At 37.7% G+C, this 19197-nt stretch carries 23 protein-coding genes and 1 tRNA gene; 16 read left to right on the top strand and 8 right to left on the bottom strand.

Going from position 1 to position 19197, the window contains the following annotated elements:
- Positions 1 to 10: 10 nt before the first annotated feature.
- The 3 genes from M2419_RS10795 to M2419_RS10785 form a co-directional block, all read right to left on the bottom strand.
- Positions 11 to 838 (bottom strand): SOS response-associated peptidase, encoded by an 828-nt coding sequence (locus tag M2419_RS10795; protein ID WP_259254973.1) that lies wholly within the window; start codon positions 836 to 838, stop codon positions 11 to 13.
- 3 nt (positions 839 to 841) lie between these two features.
- A complete protein-coding gene (locus M2419_RS10790) occupies positions 842 to 1084 on the bottom strand; it encodes a hypothetical protein (protein ID WP_259254972.1) in 243 nt (80 codons plus the stop codon).
- Positions 1085 to 1180: 96 nt separating this feature from the next.
- Entirely contained in the window at positions 1181 to 1423 is a 243-nt protein-coding gene (locus M2419_RS10785) for a hypothetical protein (protein WP_259254971.1), read from the bottom strand.
- A gap of 388 nt (positions 1424 to 1811) precedes the next feature.
- Between M2419_RS10785 and M2419_RS10780 the strand changes: the two genes are divergently transcribed.
- The 8 genes from M2419_RS10780 to M2419_RS10745 all read left to right on the top strand — a co-directional run bounded on the left by M2419_RS10780 (position 1812) and on the right by M2419_RS10745 (position 7412).
- Positions 1812 to 2360 (top strand): antirestriction protein ArdA, encoded by a 549-nt coding sequence (locus M2419_RS10780; protein ID WP_259254970.1) that lies wholly within the window; start codon positions 1812 to 1814, stop codon positions 2358 to 2360.
- Positions 2361 to 2387: 27 nt separating this feature from the next.
- Entirely contained in the window at positions 2388 to 2759 is a 372-nt protein-coding gene (locus tag M2419_RS10775) for a hypothetical protein (RefSeq protein ID WP_259254969.1), read from the top strand.
- Between the two features lie 27 nt (positions 2760 to 2786).
- Positions 2787 to 3257 carry a hypothetical protein gene (locus M2419_RS10770; RefSeq protein ID WP_259254967.1) on the top strand — a complete coding sequence of 157 codons (471 nt, stop codon included), beginning with the start codon at positions 2787 to 2789 and terminating at the stop codon, positions 3255 to 3257.
- A 556-nt stretch (positions 3258 to 3813) separates the two neighbouring features.
- On the top strand, positions 3814 to 4461 hold the full coding sequence (locus M2419_RS10765) for a prtrc system protein e (RefSeq protein ID WP_259254966.1): 648 nt from the start codon (positions 3814 to 3816) through the stop codon (positions 4459 to 4461).
- An 18-nt stretch (positions 4462 to 4479) separates the two neighbouring features.
- Entirely contained in the window at positions 4480 to 4698 is a 219-nt protein-coding gene (locus M2419_RS10760) for a PRTRC system protein C (RefSeq protein ID WP_259254965.1), read from the top strand.
- A gap of 12 nt (positions 4699 to 4710) precedes the next feature.
- Positions 4711 to 5871 (top strand): hypothetical protein, encoded by a 1161-nt coding sequence (locus M2419_RS10755; RefSeq protein WP_259254964.1) that lies wholly within the window; start codon positions 4711 to 4713, stop codon positions 5869 to 5871.
- 12 nt (positions 5872 to 5883) lie between these two features.
- The gene (locus M2419_RS10750; protein ID WP_259254963.1) at positions 5884 to 6606 is read left to right on the top strand and encodes a PRTRC system protein B; all 723 of its coding nucleotides are present in this window, start codon (positions 5884 to 5886) and stop codon (positions 6604 to 6606) included.
- Positions 6607 to 6608: 2 nt separating this feature from the next.
- Entirely contained in the window at positions 6609 to 7412 is an 804-nt protein-coding gene (locus M2419_RS10745; protein WP_259254962.1) for a PRTRC system ThiF family protein, read from the top strand.
- 37 nt (positions 7413 to 7449) lie between these two features.
- Here M2419_RS10745 and M2419_RS10740 read toward each other — a convergent pair whose 3' ends face one another.
- Positions 7450 to 7716: a hypothetical protein gene (locus M2419_RS10740; RefSeq protein ID WP_259254960.1), complete on the bottom strand. Its 267-nt coding sequence runs from the start codon at positions 7714 to 7716 to the stop codon at positions 7450 to 7452.
- 139 nt (positions 7717 to 7855) lie between these two features.
- On the opposite strand from M2419_RS10740, the gene M2419_RS10735 reads away from it, so the two are divergent.
- From M2419_RS10735 to M2419_RS10710, 6 genes are all read left to right on the top strand, one after another.
- A complete protein-coding gene (locus M2419_RS10735; protein WP_259254959.1) occupies positions 7856 to 8743 on the top strand; it encodes a toprim domain-containing protein in 888 nt (295 codons plus the stop codon).
- 160 nt (positions 8744 to 8903) lie between these two features.
- Positions 8904 to 9296, top strand: coding sequence for a plasmid mobilization protein (locus tag M2419_RS10730; protein ID WP_259254958.1), 393 nt, complete (start codon positions 8904 to 8906; stop codon positions 9294 to 9296).
- Positions 9281 to 10537, top strand: coding sequence for a relaxase/mobilization nuclease domain-containing protein (locus M2419_RS10725; RefSeq protein WP_259254956.1), 1257 nt, complete (start codon positions 9281 to 9283; stop codon positions 10535 to 10537). Before M2419_RS10730 ends, M2419_RS10725 begins: the two co-directional genes overlap by 16 nt.
- A 21-nt stretch (positions 10538 to 10558) precedes the next feature.
- Positions 10559 to 12502 carry a conjugal transfer protein MobC gene (gene mobC, locus M2419_RS10720; protein ID WP_259254955.1) on the top strand — a complete coding sequence of 648 codons (1944 nt, stop codon included), beginning with the start codon at positions 10559 to 10561 and terminating at the stop codon, positions 12500 to 12502.
- Between the two features lie 167 nt (positions 12503 to 12669).
- Positions 12670 to 13680 (top strand): ParA family protein, encoded by a 1011-nt coding sequence (locus M2419_RS10715; RefSeq protein ID WP_259254954.1) that lies wholly within the window; start codon positions 12670 to 12672, stop codon positions 13678 to 13680.
- Positions 13677 to 14540, top strand: a complete 864-nt coding sequence (locus tag M2419_RS10710) for an SIR2 family protein (protein ID WP_259254953.1) — start codon at positions 13677 to 13679, stop codon at positions 14538 to 14540. Before M2419_RS10715 ends, M2419_RS10710 begins: the two co-directional genes overlap by 4 nt.
- Before the next feature lie 198 nt (positions 14541 to 14738).
- Here M2419_RS10710 and M2419_RS10705 read toward each other — a convergent pair whose 3' ends face one another.
- Positions 14739 to 15950 carry a site-specific integrase gene (locus M2419_RS10705; protein ID WP_259254952.1) on the bottom strand — a complete coding sequence of 404 codons (1212 nt, stop codon included), beginning with the start codon at positions 15948 to 15950 and terminating at the stop codon, positions 14739 to 14741.
- Positions 15951 to 16354: 404 nt separating this feature from the next.
- Positions 16355 to 16445: transfer RNA gene (locus M2419_RS10700), tRNA-Ser, on the bottom strand.
- A gap of 144 nt (positions 16446 to 16589) precedes the next feature.
- Here M2419_RS10700 and M2419_RS10695 point away from each other — a divergent pair.
- Positions 16590 to 17060, top strand: a complete 471-nt coding sequence (locus M2419_RS10695; RefSeq protein ID WP_153848834.1) for a GreA/GreB family elongation factor — start codon at positions 16590 to 16592, stop codon at positions 17058 to 17060.
- Positions 17061 to 17095: 35 nt separating this feature from the next.
- On the top strand, positions 17096 to 17647 hold the full coding sequence (locus M2419_RS10690) for a BON domain-containing protein (RefSeq protein ID WP_159726716.1): 552 nt from the start codon (positions 17096 to 17098) through the stop codon (positions 17645 to 17647).
- A 74-nt stretch (positions 17648 to 17721) separates the two neighbouring features.
- Here the strand turns inward: M2419_RS10690 and M2419_RS10685 are convergent, their stop codons facing one another.
- The gene (locus tag M2419_RS10685; protein ID WP_153848832.1) at positions 17722 to 18447 is read right to left on the bottom strand and encodes a ThiF family adenylyltransferase; all 726 of its coding nucleotides are present in this window, start codon (positions 18445 to 18447) and stop codon (positions 17722 to 17724) included.
- A gap of 77 nt (positions 18448 to 18524) precedes the next feature.
- Positions 18525 to 19190 carry a TatD family hydrolase gene (locus M2419_RS10680; RefSeq protein WP_159726718.1) on the bottom strand — a complete coding sequence of 222 codons (666 nt, stop codon included), beginning with the start codon at positions 19188 to 19190 and terminating at the stop codon, positions 18525 to 18527.
- Positions 19191 to 19197 lie beyond the last annotated feature (7 nt).

The following is a 19197-nucleotide window of genomic DNA, read 5'->3' as shown; positions in this document are numbered from 1 at the left end:
CAAAAATTAGTTAAACCTCATATTGCAACTCCGGAACTTCTGCGTAAACAAATGCTTTACCAGGAGTTCCGGTTGTTTTAAAGTCCTTTTCTATCGTATAAGCTTCCATATCCCTGGAGCTGATCTGGTAGGTAGCCAGTTCTGTAATACGCTCTTCGGAAAGATCGCCCATCATCCATTCCCACGCCAGTTCATCTGGAAGCATGGTCGGCATCCTGTTTTTGGAATTATGGATCTGTCTCATTAATGAGTTGGCTTCTGTGGTTACCATTGCCACAGTGTCAACCGTTTCTCCGGTATCCTTGTCCGTCCAGTTCTGCCAGATCGCAGCAATAAAGAAATACTCTTTATCCTTTAATCCAATATGGTATGGATATTTTTTAGATGTTTTAAGCGGTTCTCCGGTCCGTTTATTAGTCGGATAAATATGTTGCCATTCATAGAACTCAGAAGATAGGATAAGGCAGCGTCTTTCCAAAGCAGCTTTCCGGAACATTTTCTCCTTTCCTGTCCCAGGGTCTACATAAAGTAGTTCTTCACCTTTTGCATTTAGGGTTGTATAAGGTTGGTGCCATTTCCCTGTTGCATCTTTGTAGCCAAATCGCATTTTATTAACAGCATCCCTGTTTTTTGTATATGGTGGAATAAAGCCCCATTCCATCTGGACGATATCGAAGTTACACTTATCATCAGTTGGTTTAATAACCGCAATATTGCCATAACTGAAACCATCATGGATATCCTTATCCAGGAAGTCATAGTTTACGACCGCTTTTTCCAGATCCATAAGGCGGATAAATTCCGCACGGCTAACTTTTTGTCCGTTATAATAACACATACGCTATTCTCCTTTAAAATGAGCTTCTATAATCGCTCCAATATCATCTGTTTCTTTTCGCCCAGCCGGTATACTCGTCCAGATCATCCCGACATAGCTATTCATTCGGGTAAGCACAAGGGGTTTCCTTTTATCACTAAACGATATATAAAACACCCTGTCTGAACCAACTTCTGCCTCCTTAATGTGTAACCTTATGCCTTCACCTTGCCATTCAAAATCCTCTAAACGAAATAAATTGCTCATTAAAATTCCTCTATTAAAATTACGAAAAATATTACTTTGTTCATCTCTGATTATCAATTAGCAGGCTTTGCCGCAGTATTTCTTACGTCAAAACAATCATACTTCACTGGGATTTAAATAGACGACCCTGAGTAAAAATAAATACTCCTGGTAGTCATTATAATTTTCCAGGGCTGCATGTATATCTATAAGTTCATCTTCCCAAAGTGGCGTTTGGTGCATTTTATCGAGCAAGGATGAATAGGATTGCTTTAATGGAACGAAATAATCCTTTTTGCGGTCACGGTACAATACCTTATAACCCTTTTTTTGAAGTGCTTGAAGTTGTAAGTAATCCATACGAAATGCGCCAGTCTTACCATAACAAGTTCAGGGCTAAATAGTTTTTTTGGAGGCCCTCTTCGATGCCGGGCTATCCGTTTTATCTTTTGCAAAGGATGCCACTACTATCCCTGGCCTGGTTAGGCAACGATGGGTTCTCCTAAGGCTGCTTACGTGCACGCTGATATTTTTTTCCTGTTTTCATACCTGTCCGAAAAGCACAGCTAAGCTAATGCCTCTATGCCGGCGCTTTGCGGCATAATGGACTGCTGTCGCATTCCACCCTTCGGGACTTATACGCACGCTTGCTCAGAGGCATTGTCGCGCGCTTACTTTTCCGGTCTCTGGTATGAATCCAGGTGGATGATCAGGTTCCGGTTTTTGATAACTTTTAAATTTTTATGATATGAACAGTAGTAGAAATTATCAGATTGACATTGAAGAAGCAGCGGTGTATGTGGGAACCTACGGCAAGTATAATGATGGTTCTCTTTTTGGAAAATGGTTGAAGCTTTCGGATTACTCAAGTGTGCAGGAATTTTATGCAGCCTGTCATGAACTACACAAGGATGAAGCTGATCCTGAGTTTATGTTTCAGGATTATGAAAATATTCCTAATGGACTCATTAGTGAATGTAGTATAAGCGAACACATATTTACCGTTTTGCAATCGCTGTCAGAAATGGACAATTCAGAGCGGGAACCATTCATGATCTGGTGCAATAACGACCATATTGATTTGGGCAAAGAAGATATTGATGATCTGATAAACCGGTTTAAAGATGATTACATCGGCACGTACAATGATGAAGAAACATTTGCCCGTGAGCTGATCGAAGAGCGTCAAGATTTAAGTGATTTCGCAAGAGAGTTCTTTGATTATGAAGCCTATGCGAAAGATCTATTCTGTTCAAATTACTGGTTTGAGGATGGTCACGTATTTTATAAAAACTAATTATTGGAAAAATAAAATAGCTCGGTTATGAAAACAATAGAAGAAATGACAAACATTGAAAAGGCAAAATTGCTGGCTGATCTGTTTAAGCCATCATTACCAGAATTAGTTCAATGTCTTGAGGCTGGATGCAATGCCTATTTGAACAACGAATCGGCGACCGGGCCGATGTGGGGTCATGGTATTATTACCGCAGAATTTTGGTTTGACCAGGTAAGGGAACTCAAGGACCATTTAATGAAATACAAATCAGATATGAAGAAATCAGTGCATGTCTTTGCTGAACATGGATTTTATGGTTACCGTTCTTTAGTGTCTGTTCAGATTTTGCTGGATTATGCTACAGTCAACATAGCCACTTCTAAATTGGCGGCGGCCATTCAGCTTTTGTTTGGATAATTATTGGACTGAAGAAAACTAACAATTATGGAAAATACATTATCATGGTATCTATGGCTGGAAGCCTACAGGAGTACCCCTAAGCCGGCCGAGGCTATAGTAGTAATGAAAATTAACGACGAATGGATAAAAAGGCAGGTTATGCGTCTTGGTCATTTTAATTCGTTGGCTACCCCTCCTGGAAAGAAGATTGGTTATTATGAGCCTGCACTACGGTTGTATAAAAATCCTGGTGTGTTTCTGGGAATAGAAGTAATAACAGGTCCCGGGCAGTGGGCACTGATCGAATTATTGGATAGTGAAATTAACCAACTGGAACGATTGAACGAGGTAACAATTACCACTTTTGATTTTTATAAGGATGGAGTTGTTTGCTGTTCGGCAAGCACAGGCAATAGCAAAATCCAAATTACCACGGATAGGTTAGACATTACCGATATTATGGCTCAATACGAAATGCTCCAAAATGGAGGCTTCGGAACGTCACGGATGTTTTAAGCACTACTATCATATTTTGAAAAGGACAACAAAAAGTTGTCCTTTTTCTTATCCTTCCTAATGTATACATCCCTGATACTACTGGAAATACATCCCAAGTTCTACATGATTTTTTTAAAGGAAATAAGGAGTTAGTCAGGCGCTGCCTGCTATTGCTGACCTGAATGCAAAGCTACTTCACCGCAGCCGGCGCCGAAAGTCCGGCCTGAGGGTTCGGATAAAAAAATCTCCACCCTTCGGGTCGTATTTTTTTATCCGAAACTTTCTCTGCCGTCCCCCGGTGAAGTTTTCTTTTTTGCAAAGGTCAGCACAGACGGGCAGCCCCGTATTGCTGATCTCCGCAATGACGGATGGCTTAGTAGTCGAGTTGTTCCAGCGGTGACACGAGGTAAATGGACTACCTGAACAGCAAATAGCTTAGTAAGTGCCTCGGAGCTGAGAAAGCGGATTGAATTATTGTATTCAGTTGTTCGCTATCAGCCTAAAATTAGCGTCTGCCGGTAGCATTCCCGGTACTGATGAGAACCAAAGTTCGAAACGCTAAAATACAAAGCATATGCAAACAAACTTCTTTAGCCTGATAAGCCAACTTGATATCGCAGGCACCGTAAAACTTGTTATTGCCAAAACTGATTCTGGTGAGCTTGTAGTCTCAGTTTTAATGGATAACGAAAAGTGTTCTCCAAAGGATAGAAAAAGCGTACCTCCGCTAAATCTCAAGGCAACAGCACTGGAACTTGATGAAGGATTTTTTGAAACAATTTCTGAGCCAATGAATCAAACGACAACTTTACTGCGAAGCAGGGAGCAGTATATGAAAAGCTTGGAAGCCACAAAAACAAAAGGCAACCAACCTCCAAAAGATAAAGTTGTTCAAAATCCAAAGGAGAAAAAGTATAATGATTTAATGGCTCAATCCCGCAAACTTGAAGCGGAAGGAAAATTTAAAGAAGCCTGGACCAAATTACCTGATCCTATAGAATACCCTGACCAGGCGGAAGATATCAGGAACAAGCGTCAGGAACTTTCTGGAAAATTTGCCCCGGACCTGTTTGCTCCATTAGAGCAGGAACAGAAAACATATCCTGTGAGGGATACTGATCCAGTTGAAGAGGAGCCTGAAGAGGAAGAAGAATCTGAACATCTGGAATATAACGAGTATTCTGGACTTGAAACCGAAGATTTCCCTGAATTTGAAAATTAACATTTAAAATAAGTTACAATGATTAAAGCAACCATTTTAGAACGTGTATTTGAATACAAGGAAAAGGATATTCAATTACTGCTTACTGATCCGAACCCTGACTGGAATCCGGAGACAGTTATGAACTTTTATGCTAATACATACCCTATGCTTACAACTGCAAAAATAGGCGCACCAGAAATCCGGGAAGATAAAATATTCTTCAAGATGGAATCAGTTCTCGGAACCAAGGGATAAAATTAAAAAATTATGGAACATGAAAAAGAAATCAGCAGTCCAGGAAACGGCCCCCTTAAGCGAAAAGCAAAATCGCCTTCATCAGCAAATAGGACAGTTTATTCTGGATATCAAAAGGCCCAAAGATGCTCGCGAGGCAGCCGCACAGCAAAGACAGTCAATTCCTGCGGAAATCCTGCCTTTAATTTTATAAAGCAAACCTTTCTACCTAAGATCGGATTAAATGGCTTGGGGAAAAATGGAAAATTTAAAATAACCATGGAAATGGACAGGGAGTTTAAAAAATCCCTGTCGCTATTTATGGAACATTATAATGTGCAATTTACGCATTCAAAAACCGGAAACATTGCCTTTGACTGGCTTGTGGATTTTGAAAAAATAAAAGACTCATTAGGACAATCGGATGATATCATACTAAATATTATAAAAACTGAATTGGGGAAGGTTGCCCTTGAATCTAAAGTTCAATATGACACAGGGACTTGTCTCTATTATATTCCTGTCGTACCATTATTTAGGTTTTTAAAGGATAAGCGCTTTTTATCCAGCAGACCTGCGGTTTTGGTATTGCTTTCTGCCTGCTCATATTTATTCCGTTTTGCTGGTGTTCCGATGTATACGGACCAGGGAAGCTATATGAGTTATGAATATGATATTTTGGCCAATTGGTGTGAAGAAATTGATGAATCAGAATCTTACCGATCCGATCTCCGGGAATTGAAAACAATTTTGTCCATTGGTGAATGGATGCACCAAAAATTTTATAACGAAAAGAATCTACATTTCTTAAAGGACCGAATTGCGAAAATAAAACCTGTAGATGAATTTGATAGATACTGTTTGAGTGTAGGGCAACAAACCTTATGGCTTTATGAGCACTATCCAAACGAGCATATATTCCGGTTTGCACAAGACTTTCCTGAAAATCCCTATGGCGCGGATGATGTCACCTTAATGGGCCAGTATATATCCTTTATTGGTACTGCGGATGGTGGTATTTATGATATGTTATTGGATATGGTCAATAACGAATTTGCGGAAAACCGGACACTACAGCAGCCTGAAATAGTGAAAATTTTCGATGGAAGGCCTTTGAGTAATCGCGATTTTACTTATGAAAATGCAGCTTTTAAACTGCTTGAAGATGTATGTGTCATTTTAAATAATTACTAAATAAGAAATGTTATGGTTGAAGAACTAAAAGAACAATTTGATATGCCTTTTCAGCCTGTTTCGGCCTTGCTTATATACCGACAGAATAATAGCCACCATAACGCGAATTGCTTTGTTGAGCATTATGATATTGACCTGGATGGCCGTCCTGTAAATGCACATCCCTTGACTGTTCAGGAATCCAGTCAATTTATAAAGGCGCTACATATCGCTGACTCTGGAGGAAAAAAGGGAAATCTACCCTGTAGCGTAATTCCTTCTAATGTTTTGTATATGGATAATGGCCAAAAGGGATCTATAGTCTGGTATACCCGTAAAATGAACATTCCCTTATTCTTTACCGATAGCCTTGGAATCCAAAGTGGAATTGGAAGTGTTCCGGCTTTACTTTGGAAAGTGGAAGGAAAGAAGCTGAAGGTTTATGCATTGACGGCAGACAAACGACCAAATGCTCAATCAAAATTATATAAAGCTCCTTTCTTTAATGTTGCCCATGATGGAACTGTTTGCCTGGGTACTGTCAATACTGGCACAAAGCATATCAGCTCACTGGAAGATTTTATGTCCTGCTGGCAGGATTTTTTCTTTAATAGCCGCTTTAGTCACCTTCTTAGCTCACCTGTAAAAGGCAACTGTATCCAGTTATGGAAGAGCCTGGTTGGAACAGGCAAACCTTTTCCTAAAGAGGTGCTGCAGCCTGCGCAATTATCGCTTCATGATATAATAAACAGATAACTATGAGCATACTTCCAAAAGTGCATTTTCTTGCGAAAGAACTGCACCAACCAACAAATCCGATCAAAATCAATTTAATAGGAGCAGGAGGGACCGGATCCTTTTTTTTATCCGGGCTTGCTCGTTTAAATGAAGCATTAACTGCTCATGGTCATGCCGGACTAGATGTTACCCTTTGGGATGGAGACAGGGTAAGTGCAAATAATATCGGAAGACAACTGTTTGCGACTTCAGAGATTGGTTTACATAAATCCACTACCCTGATCAACAGGATCAATCGCTTTTTTGGAACTTCCTGGTCCGCTGAAGCAAGGTACTTTTCAAATATGCCCGATGGGATGCAGAACAGGCAGCTTCTAGCCTCCATTTATATCAGTTGTGTAGATAATATTCAGTCAAGATTTGATCTCTCCACCATCTTGAATAATACAAAACAATTTAATAACCAGATTAATAGACCAAGGTATTGGCTTGATCTGGGTAATAGCAGAGATACGGGACAGATAATCTGTTCGACGATTGGCCATATCGCACAACCAGACTCCAGGAAGTTTTCACCAGTAGCGCAAATGCCCTTTATTACAGATGAATTTGAATCGCTCCTACGTAGTGGTGAAAAGGATGATAAGACCCCCAGTTGCTCCCTGGTGGATTCTTTAAAGAAACAGAGCCTGTTTATCAATTCAACACTAGCTAACCTGGGATGTGATTTGCTGACAACCTTATTATTTGAAGGATGTCTGATGGAAAGAGGGATATTGCTAAACCTTAAAACGAGACATTGCAGGCCGCTACCATTTGCTTAGGCATTGATAGAAAGGAGGAGGCAGAAGCCTCCTCTGATTACTTAATTTTCATTAGTTGATTTGCTAGAAGGGAAAGATTTGATTTTTCAAGTAACAATTCCTTTAGCTGTTCTAGTTCGGTGGTACCTATTGGACCAATGCTTTCTTTTAATCCACTGCCGTCCAGTTTAAGACCATTTTCAATAGCTTCTGCCAATAGTAATATGACCTTTCTTGAGGCAGTAAATGAAAACTTTACCTGCTCATCCATTCCTGGCCCTGAGAGAATCGTCTCATAAAGCCACTTCGTTTCTTTTGCTTCCATCTGATTATTGATTTAAGATTTGTACAAAGGTCTGAAATATACGAACCGAGCGGTTCATTAGAATTTACTCAAGCGATCTAAAACCATAGATGCAGCTGTAATTTTGTAATACATTTTGCGATTGCTGAATTTGATGAATATGAATGGAAATGTAAATATAACCTGCGCACAGGCTAAAGAAATAGATTTAGTATCATACCTCTCTACATTGGGTTATGAACCTACAAAGATTAAGGCAAGTCAGTATTGGTATTTATCTCCTTTCAGAAAAGAAAGAACAGCATCTTTTAAAGTCAACCGGATAATGAACCGATGGTATGACTTTGGAGAAGGAATAGGAGGCTCAATAATTGATTTTGGAATTCGATATTACCATTGCAGTGTTTCGGAGTTTTTAAGTTCCTATTTGGAGGGTAGAACGGTTCCTGTACAAGTTTTGGATAAGGTTATTCTGCCGATTCCTAATGAACCTATTTTACTGGTCAATAGTGTCCGTAACCTCAATACTATTTCACTGATAAAGTATCTCGCTTCCCGAATGATCTCCTTTGATATTGCTAGCGTATATTTAAAGGAAGTTAGCTACATTAATTCAGGCAGGCAATTCTATGGTTTCGGATTTCAAAATAATCATAGTGGCTGGGAGATCAGATCAAAACACTTTAAGGGAAGCGCAGCTCCAAAATTTTTAACCCACCTAAGTTATGGCTCAAATGCCATCCAGGTGTTTGAAGGATTTATGGACTTCCTTTCTTTTCTACAGCTCAATGCAGCAGCTGGAAAATCCCGATCCTCCGACTTCCTTATTTTGAACAGCACCACAATGGTTGCCCAGGCCATTTCAGTATTACATACCTATCACTCTGTAGACCTCTATTTGGATAATGATCCGGCGGGAGAAAGGGCAACCTGTTTAATAAAATTGGAACTCCCCAAAGCGAAAGATAATAGAATCCGATTTGCTGGTTTTACTGATCTGAATGAATATTTATGCGCTCAGGGAATTACGGCCTGGACTCCGCCTTAAATCTAATTCCTTATTTTATCTGGTACTAATGTATTTATCGTGGTTCCCTGTTTTATCCCGGAACCGGCAAGATGTACCGTTGTCAGACAACGGAGAAATTAGCCCCTTAACTCCGAAGTCGTGGGGCATTGTTTAATGAATTTGTGAAACGGATATTGTGATGAAAGAAAATAAAAAAAATAAGAACAAAATGATCTTTGTAAGGCTTGAAGAAGCTGAGTATGACACTTTGATCAGACGCCAAAAAAAGACCACCGAACGAAATCTGAGTGGCTATATCAGGAAGATTTTAGCTGGGAAACCGATGATTAAATCTGTGCAAAACGAGTCCTTACGTGAGGTAATTATTACGCTTTCTCTGCTTCAAAAAGACCTGAATGGAATTGGAAACAACTTCAATCAGATGGTAAAAAGACTCCATGCCACTGATAGAATTCCTGAAATAAAAGCCTGGATGCAGACCTATTTAAATGAGCGCCAGCATATACTGGATGCAACCAAAACTTTAAAAGAATACCTGGATAAAACTGCCCAAAAATGGTTGCAAGAATAAAATGTAGCACTAGCATCCGTAAGCCTTTCCACTATAATGACAATAAGGTTAAGCAGGGGTATGCCTGCCTGTTGGCCGCAGAAAATATGTTGCTTGAGGTGGATACCCATCCTGATAATGCCGTCTTATTACTCGAAAAGCAGGTAGCGCTTAGGCCGGATGTTAAGGTGAATTCTGTGCATATCTCGCTTAATTTCTCCCCAGACGAGGAGCTATCCAATGAACAAATGGCACAAATTGCAAGGGATTATATGGAGGGAATTGGTTTCGGTAACCAACCTTATCTGTTGTATCGCCATTTTGATAGCGGGCATCCCCATTGCCATATTGTAACCACTAATATCGGCCTGGATAAGTCCCGGATTTCATTGCATCAGATTGGCAAGCTGAAGTCTGAACCGGTGCGCAAAGAGCTGGAAAATAGATATGGTTTAATTAAAGCTGAACAGCAGAATACCAAAACTTTAACTATAAATCCACTGGATGCATCCAAGGTCATATATGGAAAAGTGGCAACCAAACAGGCCATTTCAAAGGTGCTTAATGCTGTAATTCCTGTTTATAAATATAGTTCTCTGGCTGAACTAAATGCTGTGCTTGGACTATATAATGTCAGGGCAGAACAAGGAAATAACGGATCAAGAATAGAACAAAATAAAGGTTTAGTGTATAGGGTACTAGATCATGATGGACAGTGTAAAGGCGTTCCAATAAAGGCTAGTTTATTTGCAGACAAACCTACTTTACCGAACCTTGAAAGGCGTTTTTTAGCCAATGATGTTGCCCGTTCAAAGTACAAAGATTCCCTAAAAATCAAGATTGATGTTACCCTAAAATTCAAAAATTGTTCCAGCCTAAAGGTGTTTCAGGACCATTTAAAAAGTCAGGATATCAGGTTAGTTACCAGAGTAAATGAGCATGGGGCTATCTATGGGCTAACCTATATTGACCTTAAATCAAAGACAGTATTTAATGGGAGTACGCTAGGAAAGGAGTTTAGTGCGAAGGCAATTATGGAGCGTATTCACCTGGCAAAGATCGTAAATCCAGATACTGGATTTGAAAGGGCTACTGCTTTAGGAAAAGGGAATGCAGATGAATTTATGAATGAAAACAATAGCGCTTCACCATATTACAGACTTGATGAAAAGTCAGCTTTAGAGTTATTGATGCAATATGAATATGCTGCATCAAATGTTCCAAGTGAATGGAAGAAGAAGAAAAAAAGGAGAAAAAAATAGAACACTTTAAATGTAAATATTATGTCTACAGGAGAGAACGAACAAGGATTGAGGAAGATTATGGACATGACCAGGTGGATCGCCATCTTTATTTTGGTCCTTCACTTTTATTATTATTTATATGGCTGGTTTAAGGAAATTGGCCTTAGCTGGCCATTTGTTGATAAAGTTTTGATCAACATTTATAAGGTTGGATTATTTACTTCCTTCCATAAATCAAAGTTAATTGCACTGACATTTTTAAGCCTTTCATTGATTGGCGTGAAGGGTAAAAAAAGTGAAAACATCACGGTAAAGACAGCTTTAAAATACCTGATCCCAGGCCTAGTTACTTATTTTATCGGGTATGTTTTGTTTCTTATTCCATGCCCTAGAGATATAGGTGCAATATCATATATCGGAATTACAACGATAGGAGTGATGTTGTTTATCACAGGCGGCACTTATGCTTCGAGGATAATAATGGATGCACTAGCAGATGATATATTTAATGATGCTAACGAGACTTTTCCTCAGGAGGAACGGCTAATACAAAACGAACATTCCATTAATCTTCCTGCGAAATATAAATTGAAAGGGAAGGTGCGGAACTCTTATATTAATATTATAAATCCCTATCGAGGAGTACTAAATCTGGGTACTCCCGGAGCAGGAAAGAGTTATTTCTTTATGCGCCATGTCATTACCCAACACATAAAAAAGGGGTTCACCATGTTCGTCTATGACTTTAAAATGCCAGACCTTTCGGTCATTGCATACAACACATGGTTAAAGAACAAGGATAAATATCCTGGTAAAAGTGAATGCTACTTTATCAATTTTGATGACCTCTCAAGGTCACACAGATGTAATCCATTAGACCCGATTGGTATTGTTGATATCACCGATGCAGCAGAGTCGGCCCGAACTATTTTGCTAGGTTTAAACAAATCGTGGATTAGTAAACAGGGCGATTTTTTCATTGAATCACCAATTAATTTCTTAACCGCACTGATATGGTTTATGCGTAAATACCAGGATGGTGCATACTGTACTCTTCCTCATGTATTGGAGTTAATGCAGGTCGAATATGATGAATTATTCCCTCTTTTGGCCACCCAACCAGAGATTCAGATTTTGATTAATCCATTCCAAACGGCTTATAAAAACGGGGCAATGGAACAATTAGAAGGGCAGATCGCGTCCGCAAAAATTGCTTTAGCAAGGCTATCGTCACCACAGTTATACTACGTGCTTTCCGGTAATGATTTTACGCTAAATATTAATGATCCTTCAGCACCTAAAGTAGTTTGTATGGGTAATAATCCTCAAAAAATTAAGACCTATGGTGCAGTACTATCATTGTATGTAAACAGGCTGATTAAGATCGTAAACCAAAAGGATAAGCTGAAATCAAGCCTATTATTTGACGAGTTTCCAACCATTTACCTTAGTGATATTGATAGTCTTATTGCAACTGCCAGGAGTAACCAAGTTGCCACCTTTCTCGCAATTCAAGACATAACCCAGCTTAGGAAAGACTATGGAAAGGAGCAGGCCGATGTTATTATGGGTATAGTCGGAAATATCATTTCAGGTCAGGTAACAGGGGACACCGCTAAGCTATTATCTGATAGAATTGGCCGTATTATGCAAGATCGCCAGAGCCTTTCCATCAACCGTAATGATACCTCTATAAGTAAAAGTAAGCAATTGGAAGCTGCTGTTCCGGCTTCCAGAATATCTGCATTAAGCAGTGGTGAGTTTGTTGGAACAGTAGCAGATAATCCGGAAGAAAGGATTGCATTAAAGTCCTTTCATTGTTCAATTCAGAATGACCATGCGGCAATAAAGACTGAAACGGAAGCCTATTTACCAATCCCTTTAATACGAAAAATAGATCCTGTAATTGTTCAACGAAACTACCAGGCAATTAGGGATGAAGTAAGGGAAATAGTGAATGCGGAGCTGCAGAAGATTATATAATTTGCCCGAGTGGCCCAAATAAATAGCTAGAATAATTTTTTATATGCGGTTAAAGTACCATACAATTGTGTGTTAATCCAATATAAATTGCTCTAATTATTCAAACTTAGAATTTAATTATTAGAAATAAGAATTATCTTAGTATAATTTTAGTAATTACTCCAATAATGGATTCAATCGTAATATTTAACAATAAAGGTGGAGTAGGAAAGACTACACTTCTGTCGAATCTTTCGGCATTTTTAAAAATTGTCAAAGGCAAAAAGGTATTGATTGTTGATGCTGATCCGCAATGTAATGCTACTGCTTATCTATTCCCTTTCCCAGATATTGATAAGATTTATGATAATCATGAATCAAAAGGAACATTATATGATGTTCTACGACCAGTACAAAGAGGAAGAGGTTATTTGAAGACTGCATTACCAATTATTACTAGCCCAAATTTTAAAGTGGACGTAATTCCTGGCGATCCCAGATTGTCTCTTATGGAAGATTTTTTAGGTAAGGATTGGATAGACGGTCGAGCGGGTGATCACCGTGGGTTGCAAACCACTTTAGTTTTTAAAGATCTTCTATGTAGAACTTCAATATATGATTATGTGATTTTTGATGTTGGACCATCCTTAGGAGCGTTGAATAGGGCAATACTAATTGCTTGCGATTATTTCCTCGTTCCAATGTCGTCCGATATTTTCAGTTTAAGAGCTATAGAGAATATTTCTTTAGCATTGAAGGAGTGGAAGGAAGGTATTGAACTCGGGTTGTCAGAATATAAGCGAAAAGAAATGGAAAATTATGAAGTTGGGGATCGTCCATTTTCTTGGAATCTTAAGTTTATCGGCTATGTAACGCAGCAATATACAGCAAAAACGGTTAATGGATCAAAAATTCCAGTAAATGCTTTCGAAAAAATAATTAAAAAAATACCAGGAACAATAAAAAGAGAATTAGGACCTTTTAATAATTTACTTGATCCATCATCCTTTAAGTTAGGTGAAATTCCCAATTTACATAGTCTTGTCCCTTTGTCTCAAAATTCAAATACTCCGATATTTGCCTTGCAAGCAAAAGATGGTGTAGTGGGAGCTCATTTCAATAAGGTTCGGGAATATTTCTTTGTAATTGAAAATATAGCAAATAACCTTCATAATAATTTAGAAGCTTCCCTTTCATGATTAAATGGCATAAAGATATAATTGAAGACATTGCTAGGAGAAAAGCTGTTATATTCATAGGTGCTGGCGTCTCGAAAAATTCTGCAAACAATACTGGTCTTCGTCCTAAAGATTGGCGAGAATTCCTTGAACACGCATCAGCTCAAACTTCAAAAAAGCGTTTAGTTGATCGTTTAATAAAAAACGCTGATTATTTAACTGCGTGTGAATTGATAAGAAGGGATTTAGGACGAGATGACTTTAATACGTTAGTTAGAGCTGAATTTCTTACGCCGGAATTTTCACCTGCTGATATTCATACACACATTTTTAATTTGGATTCAAGGATAGTTGCAACTCCGAACTTCGATAAAATTTATGATGTTTACGCTGAAAATGCTTCTAAGGGTACCATAAGTACAAAGACATATTACGACGACGATGTTGCAGATCTAATTCGTCGGCCGGAGCCCATAATTTTAAAAATTCATGGAACGATTTCAGCTGCAGATAAATTAATTTTTTCGCGAAGAGATTATTCTAAAGCTAGAACTGATTTTAGGAATTTTTACCTAGTTTTAGATGCTTTGGCAATTACTCATACTTTTATTTTTATTGGGTGTGGACCACATGATCCAGATATTCGTATGTTGCTTGAAGATTATAACTATAGGTTTCTTTTAAATAAAAAGCATTTTATTATATCACCAAAAAATTCTTCCAAACAAGAAGTGCTTAGTATTATTGAGGAAACCATGAATCTTAAGACTATCCTTTATGATCCCAAAAATTATCATGCAGAACTCACAGAATCTCTAGGAGAATTAGTTCAACTTGTTGAGGCTAAACGCCTAGAACTTGCTGAAACTTTGAAATGGTAAATAAAAGTAGTCAAAAAAAAAGTAAATGCGAAAGTAACAATAGTCTAGGTCTATTTCACCTCATAATGACTAAACCTTAGTACCCAATTGTTACATTTAAAAAATATAGAATTTTACAAAAGCGTCATAATAGTACGCTTTTGTAAAATTTATCAATGAAATAGGCAAATGGTATTTTTTTTATATCCACCAATTATACTAAATAAACTTTTGTCTTAAACGTTTCATATCGTCACTAATTTTAACATCGACAATTTTGGCATAATGCTGTGTCTGCTTTAAAGATTTATGGCCCATCATTTTTGATACAGTTTCCAATGGTACTCTATTAGTTAGGGTTACTGTCGTTGCAAAAGTGTGACGAGCCATATGGAATGTTAGTATTTTGTTTATTCCACATAAATCTGCTATCTCTTTAAGATAAGCGTTCATTTTTTGATTTGAAAAACAAGGGAAGACTTTGTCATCTAAAGTAAAAGCTTCAATTGTATATTTTTCAATCAATTGGATTGCTGGATTAAGTAATGGAACCTTAGTAAGACTAAGCGTTTTTGTTCTTTTGTACGAAATCCATTTTTTTCCATCCACTCCTATAAAAAACTGGCTATGTATTAATTTGTTTACGTCAGTATATGCTAATCCAGTAAAGCATGAAAATGCAAAAATATCTCTTACAATTTCAAGGCGCTTTATGGAAAAGATTTTTTTCATAAGGGACTCCAATTCGTGTTCCGTTAAAAATTCCTTGATTACTTCTTTTCGAAGAAGTTTAAATTGATGAAAAGGATCTTTTCTGAGCCATCCAGATTTAATACAATGTAAGACGATCTTTTTAAAATTTCCAATATATTTAGACGCTGTATTTTGACTGCAATTTCTAACTGTTTTTAACCAAAAATCATATTCTTTAACAAACTCGTAATCCAATTTTCTTATTTCAATGTCATTACAATTGTATTTCCATTGTATAAATTCGCGAGTATGAGAAAGGCTTGTTTCAAATCTTTTTATGGTTCCTATTGCATACCCCTTTCCCTCAAGTGCTTTCATTTTAGCATTTTCAGCCTGAAATATTTGTAGGATAAACTTTCTATCATCTGTGTTACCAAAAAGTAGATCAAAGAGATTTTCTGTTGTAACGTCTTCTCCGTTTGCTATGAGTTCTCTTTTAACCTCGTAAATTTTTGAAACTAATGCATCAAGGTAATGATTGATAGATTTAGCATCCTCTTTATTTCCTGTAGCCCTATTTGCCCCCTGGTTCCAGCGATCTTTATACCAGTTTCTTTTGGTTGAAAATTCTTTTGAAATACCATTTATGGTAATTCTACCATATAAAAGTCTTTCTGTTCCTTTACTGAATTTTGTTTTCTTCAAAAAGAAAAGTAATCCAAAGCTTTTTTCTAACATAAATAATAATTTTATGGTTTAACAAAGTTCGGATTGATGCTACTTTTTTACAAGATGTAAACCTGCTTAACTAGTTGCCTGGCAAAGGTTTCAGCGTTTGATCGTGGCAACTTTTTAAAATAAAATAGGTTGCCACGATTAACGCTTTCTATTTCTGTGGATTTCTGAATTTTTTGTTGGGTCGCGATAAATAAAAATGCCTGCAAATAGTGTATTTACAGGCATTTTGTATTTAAGTAATATCGTCCGGGCATAAAAAAAGGCGATATTTTCTATAAAATATCACCTTTCGTGGAATCGGCGGGATTCGAACCTTATGGGTCAAATCCGCTTCCAGTGCGTATTTTATAGTGCTAAAAACAAAAATGCCACGAATAGCGATTATTCGTGGCATTTGTATCATTTGGCGGAAAGGGAGGGATTCGAACCCTCGATACAGTCATCCCGTATACAGTCTTTCCAGGACTGCTCATTCGACCACTCTGACACCTTTCCGTGTTTCAGTGCACAAATGTAGCAATTTTTTAATTTATTGCAACCTTATTCGTGTTATTTGCCATCAGATTTGTTATATTCTATTGAGACTAAGTGTATTGTTTTTATTTTTTAATGAATAAAACTTATTTCTTATTTTTCGGAATGACAAATAATTATTTCGACATAAAAGGGGAGATCCTCGACATAGCACTAAAACGTACTCAGGAACGTATCACAATGATAGAATCTGCTTTAGAAACAGCCAGAGATTCAAGTAATGACGATACCAAAAGTAGTGCTGGGGACAAATATGAAACTTCACGTGAAATGATTCAACAGGACATCAATCGCTACCAAAAGCAACTCCTGGAAGCCAATAAAGATCTACAGCAACTGATCAGTATAGAATCATTACAAAATGATGTAATGGATGTCGCCAGACTAGGAACGCTTGTTCAAACCAATGTTGGACTATATTTGATCGCCACAAGTATTGGAGCCGTAAAAATAGGGGCTAATAATATCTTCGTCATTTCGCCTGCATCTCCAATTGGACAACTACTTATCGGAAAAAAAATAGGTGATAGTTTTGTTTTTAACAACGTTAATCAAAAAGTTATTGCAATCTACTAAGTGATGAAAATACCGAAAAATTAAACAATATGCCGATGCATCTGTTCTTATTTAGTACAGAAACGAAGAATGACATGAAATTGAATAATTTACTTTTAATCTTCTTACTTGGTGCTTTACTGTTTATTCACTCTTGTAGATCGCCCGAATCCGACGAAAAACTAAGATCAAAAATCGAGGCAGCATTGGAAACTACTGCAGGCATCGAAGTAGATGTCGAGGAAGGGAATGTAACGTTGGATGGACAGATAGGTTCGGATTCGCTCAAGCAGGATATAGAAAACAAAACAAAATTAGCAGGGGGAGAGGATATCAAATCCATTCACAACAATATCATTGTAAATCTTCCTGAACCAGAAGATGCCCGTGAAAAATATCATGAAATTATGGGCGGCGCGATAGATTCTACCTTAACGAGAGATGTCAATCTTGTCCTGGAAGATTTTCCAACCATTACGGCCCAGGTGAAGGAAGGAATTATAATTGCGACAGGTAATCTTGAAAAATCAAAAATCGATACACTAAAGAAAAGATTAGAGCATATCAAGCCCAAAGGCATTGATATGAAAGGTGTCACCAGTCGTTAAACAAAGAAAAGACGCTATCCATCGATTGACGGGTAGCTTCTTTCATTTGTTCATATGTTTATTTAATGCCTAAGTTAAGCATTTTCTATTAAATCTCGTATAGCAACAGAAGCTATTGCCCCACCAAAGGCTGCTGGTAGATATGACATGGTACCGTAGGCAGACTTTTTAAAGTTACTCCCATCAGTATATAATAATGAATCCTTGTTTGGAAGTTCAGTTGAAAATGCCACTTTTACCCCATCTCGAATACCATGTTTGCGCAATTTTTTACGGATATGATGCGCTAATTTACAATTATAAGATTTACCGATATCGTCAATTTTTATTTTCGTGGGGTCCACTTTCCCACCAGCACCCATTGAACTCACAAATGGTATATTGGCTTCCAATGCCCTCCGAATGAAAAATAGTTTCGGTGTAATACTATCAATGGCTTCAACACAATAATCCGGAGCTAAATCTAATAAAGCTGGTATTTTTTCTGGAATGATAAAGTCTTGTATTACGGTTAAATCCAACTCAGGATTAATAGCTAACAATCTTTCCCGCATAATTTCAGCTTTTGCTTCACCATGATTGGTTGCCAAGGCAGGCAATTGTCTATTACGGTTGGACGGGTCCACTGTGTCTCCATCGATAATGGTCATTTTCCCAACACCTGCCCGGCATATAAATTCTGCAGCAAATGAACCAACACCACCTAATCCCAAAACCATCACATGCGAATTAGCTAATTTTTCAACCGCCGTTCTACCGATCAATGCTTCGGTACGTGACAGCCAGCTTAAATCTTTCATCTATTTAAATTTGTTTTTATATTATGATGAATTCCCAAAATCTATCATTCAACGTGAATAATCAAATTATGATGGGTTCATTTATTAAATACTTTCTTATAATTTTGGAATAAAGCCCGTTTTAACTCTTCCAGTTCGATCGATCTGAGCCGAGCTACGTAGCGATAAAGTGTAGCAATTTCTACAGTCGTATCTGTATCTGTTTCTAAAAACAAATGGCAGAGTGAAATATTTTGTAAAAGTTCGTCTTGACTTCCGTTTAAACAATGTTTTCCTATGGAAAGATAATACCCTTGATCGATTAACTGTTGAGCCAAGGTCCAGTTCTTACGATATCCATGAAAAACAACAGCTTCGTTAAAATTCACTTTTTTTAGACAATCAACAATCTCCTGAAAAGCTCGAACACAATGAATTATCAAGGGCTTCCTATACGTTTTAGCCAAGCGAACCTGTTGATCAAACACAGGCTGTTGGTCGGAGAGGGAAGTGGCGATATTTTTGTCTATACCACATTCACCTATGGCTAAAACTTGACTCCGAGCTAATGCGTCTACCAGGAGTTCCAAATCGTGTTCAGTATTCTCATTGATATACCATGGGTGTAAACCTACTGAACAATCCGCTTCAGAAATTGTCTCCGAATGGTTCAACGTGATATTCTTAATAGAAAGAGTAACACGTTCTTTGACCGGATAATTCCGATGCGTATGTAGATCGATATAGGGAATCTGTGTAGCCAACGAGACA

Origin of the sequence: Sphingobacterium sp. BIGb0116, assembly GCF_024808035.1 — a bacterium.
Taxonomy (GTDB): domain Bacteria; phylum Bacteroidota; class Bacteroidia; order Sphingobacteriales; family Sphingobacteriaceae; genus Sphingobacterium; species Sphingobacterium paramultivorum.
The sequence above is the reverse complement of the archived record's forward strand: the minus strand, read 5'-3'. Positions and strand labels throughout refer to the sequence as shown.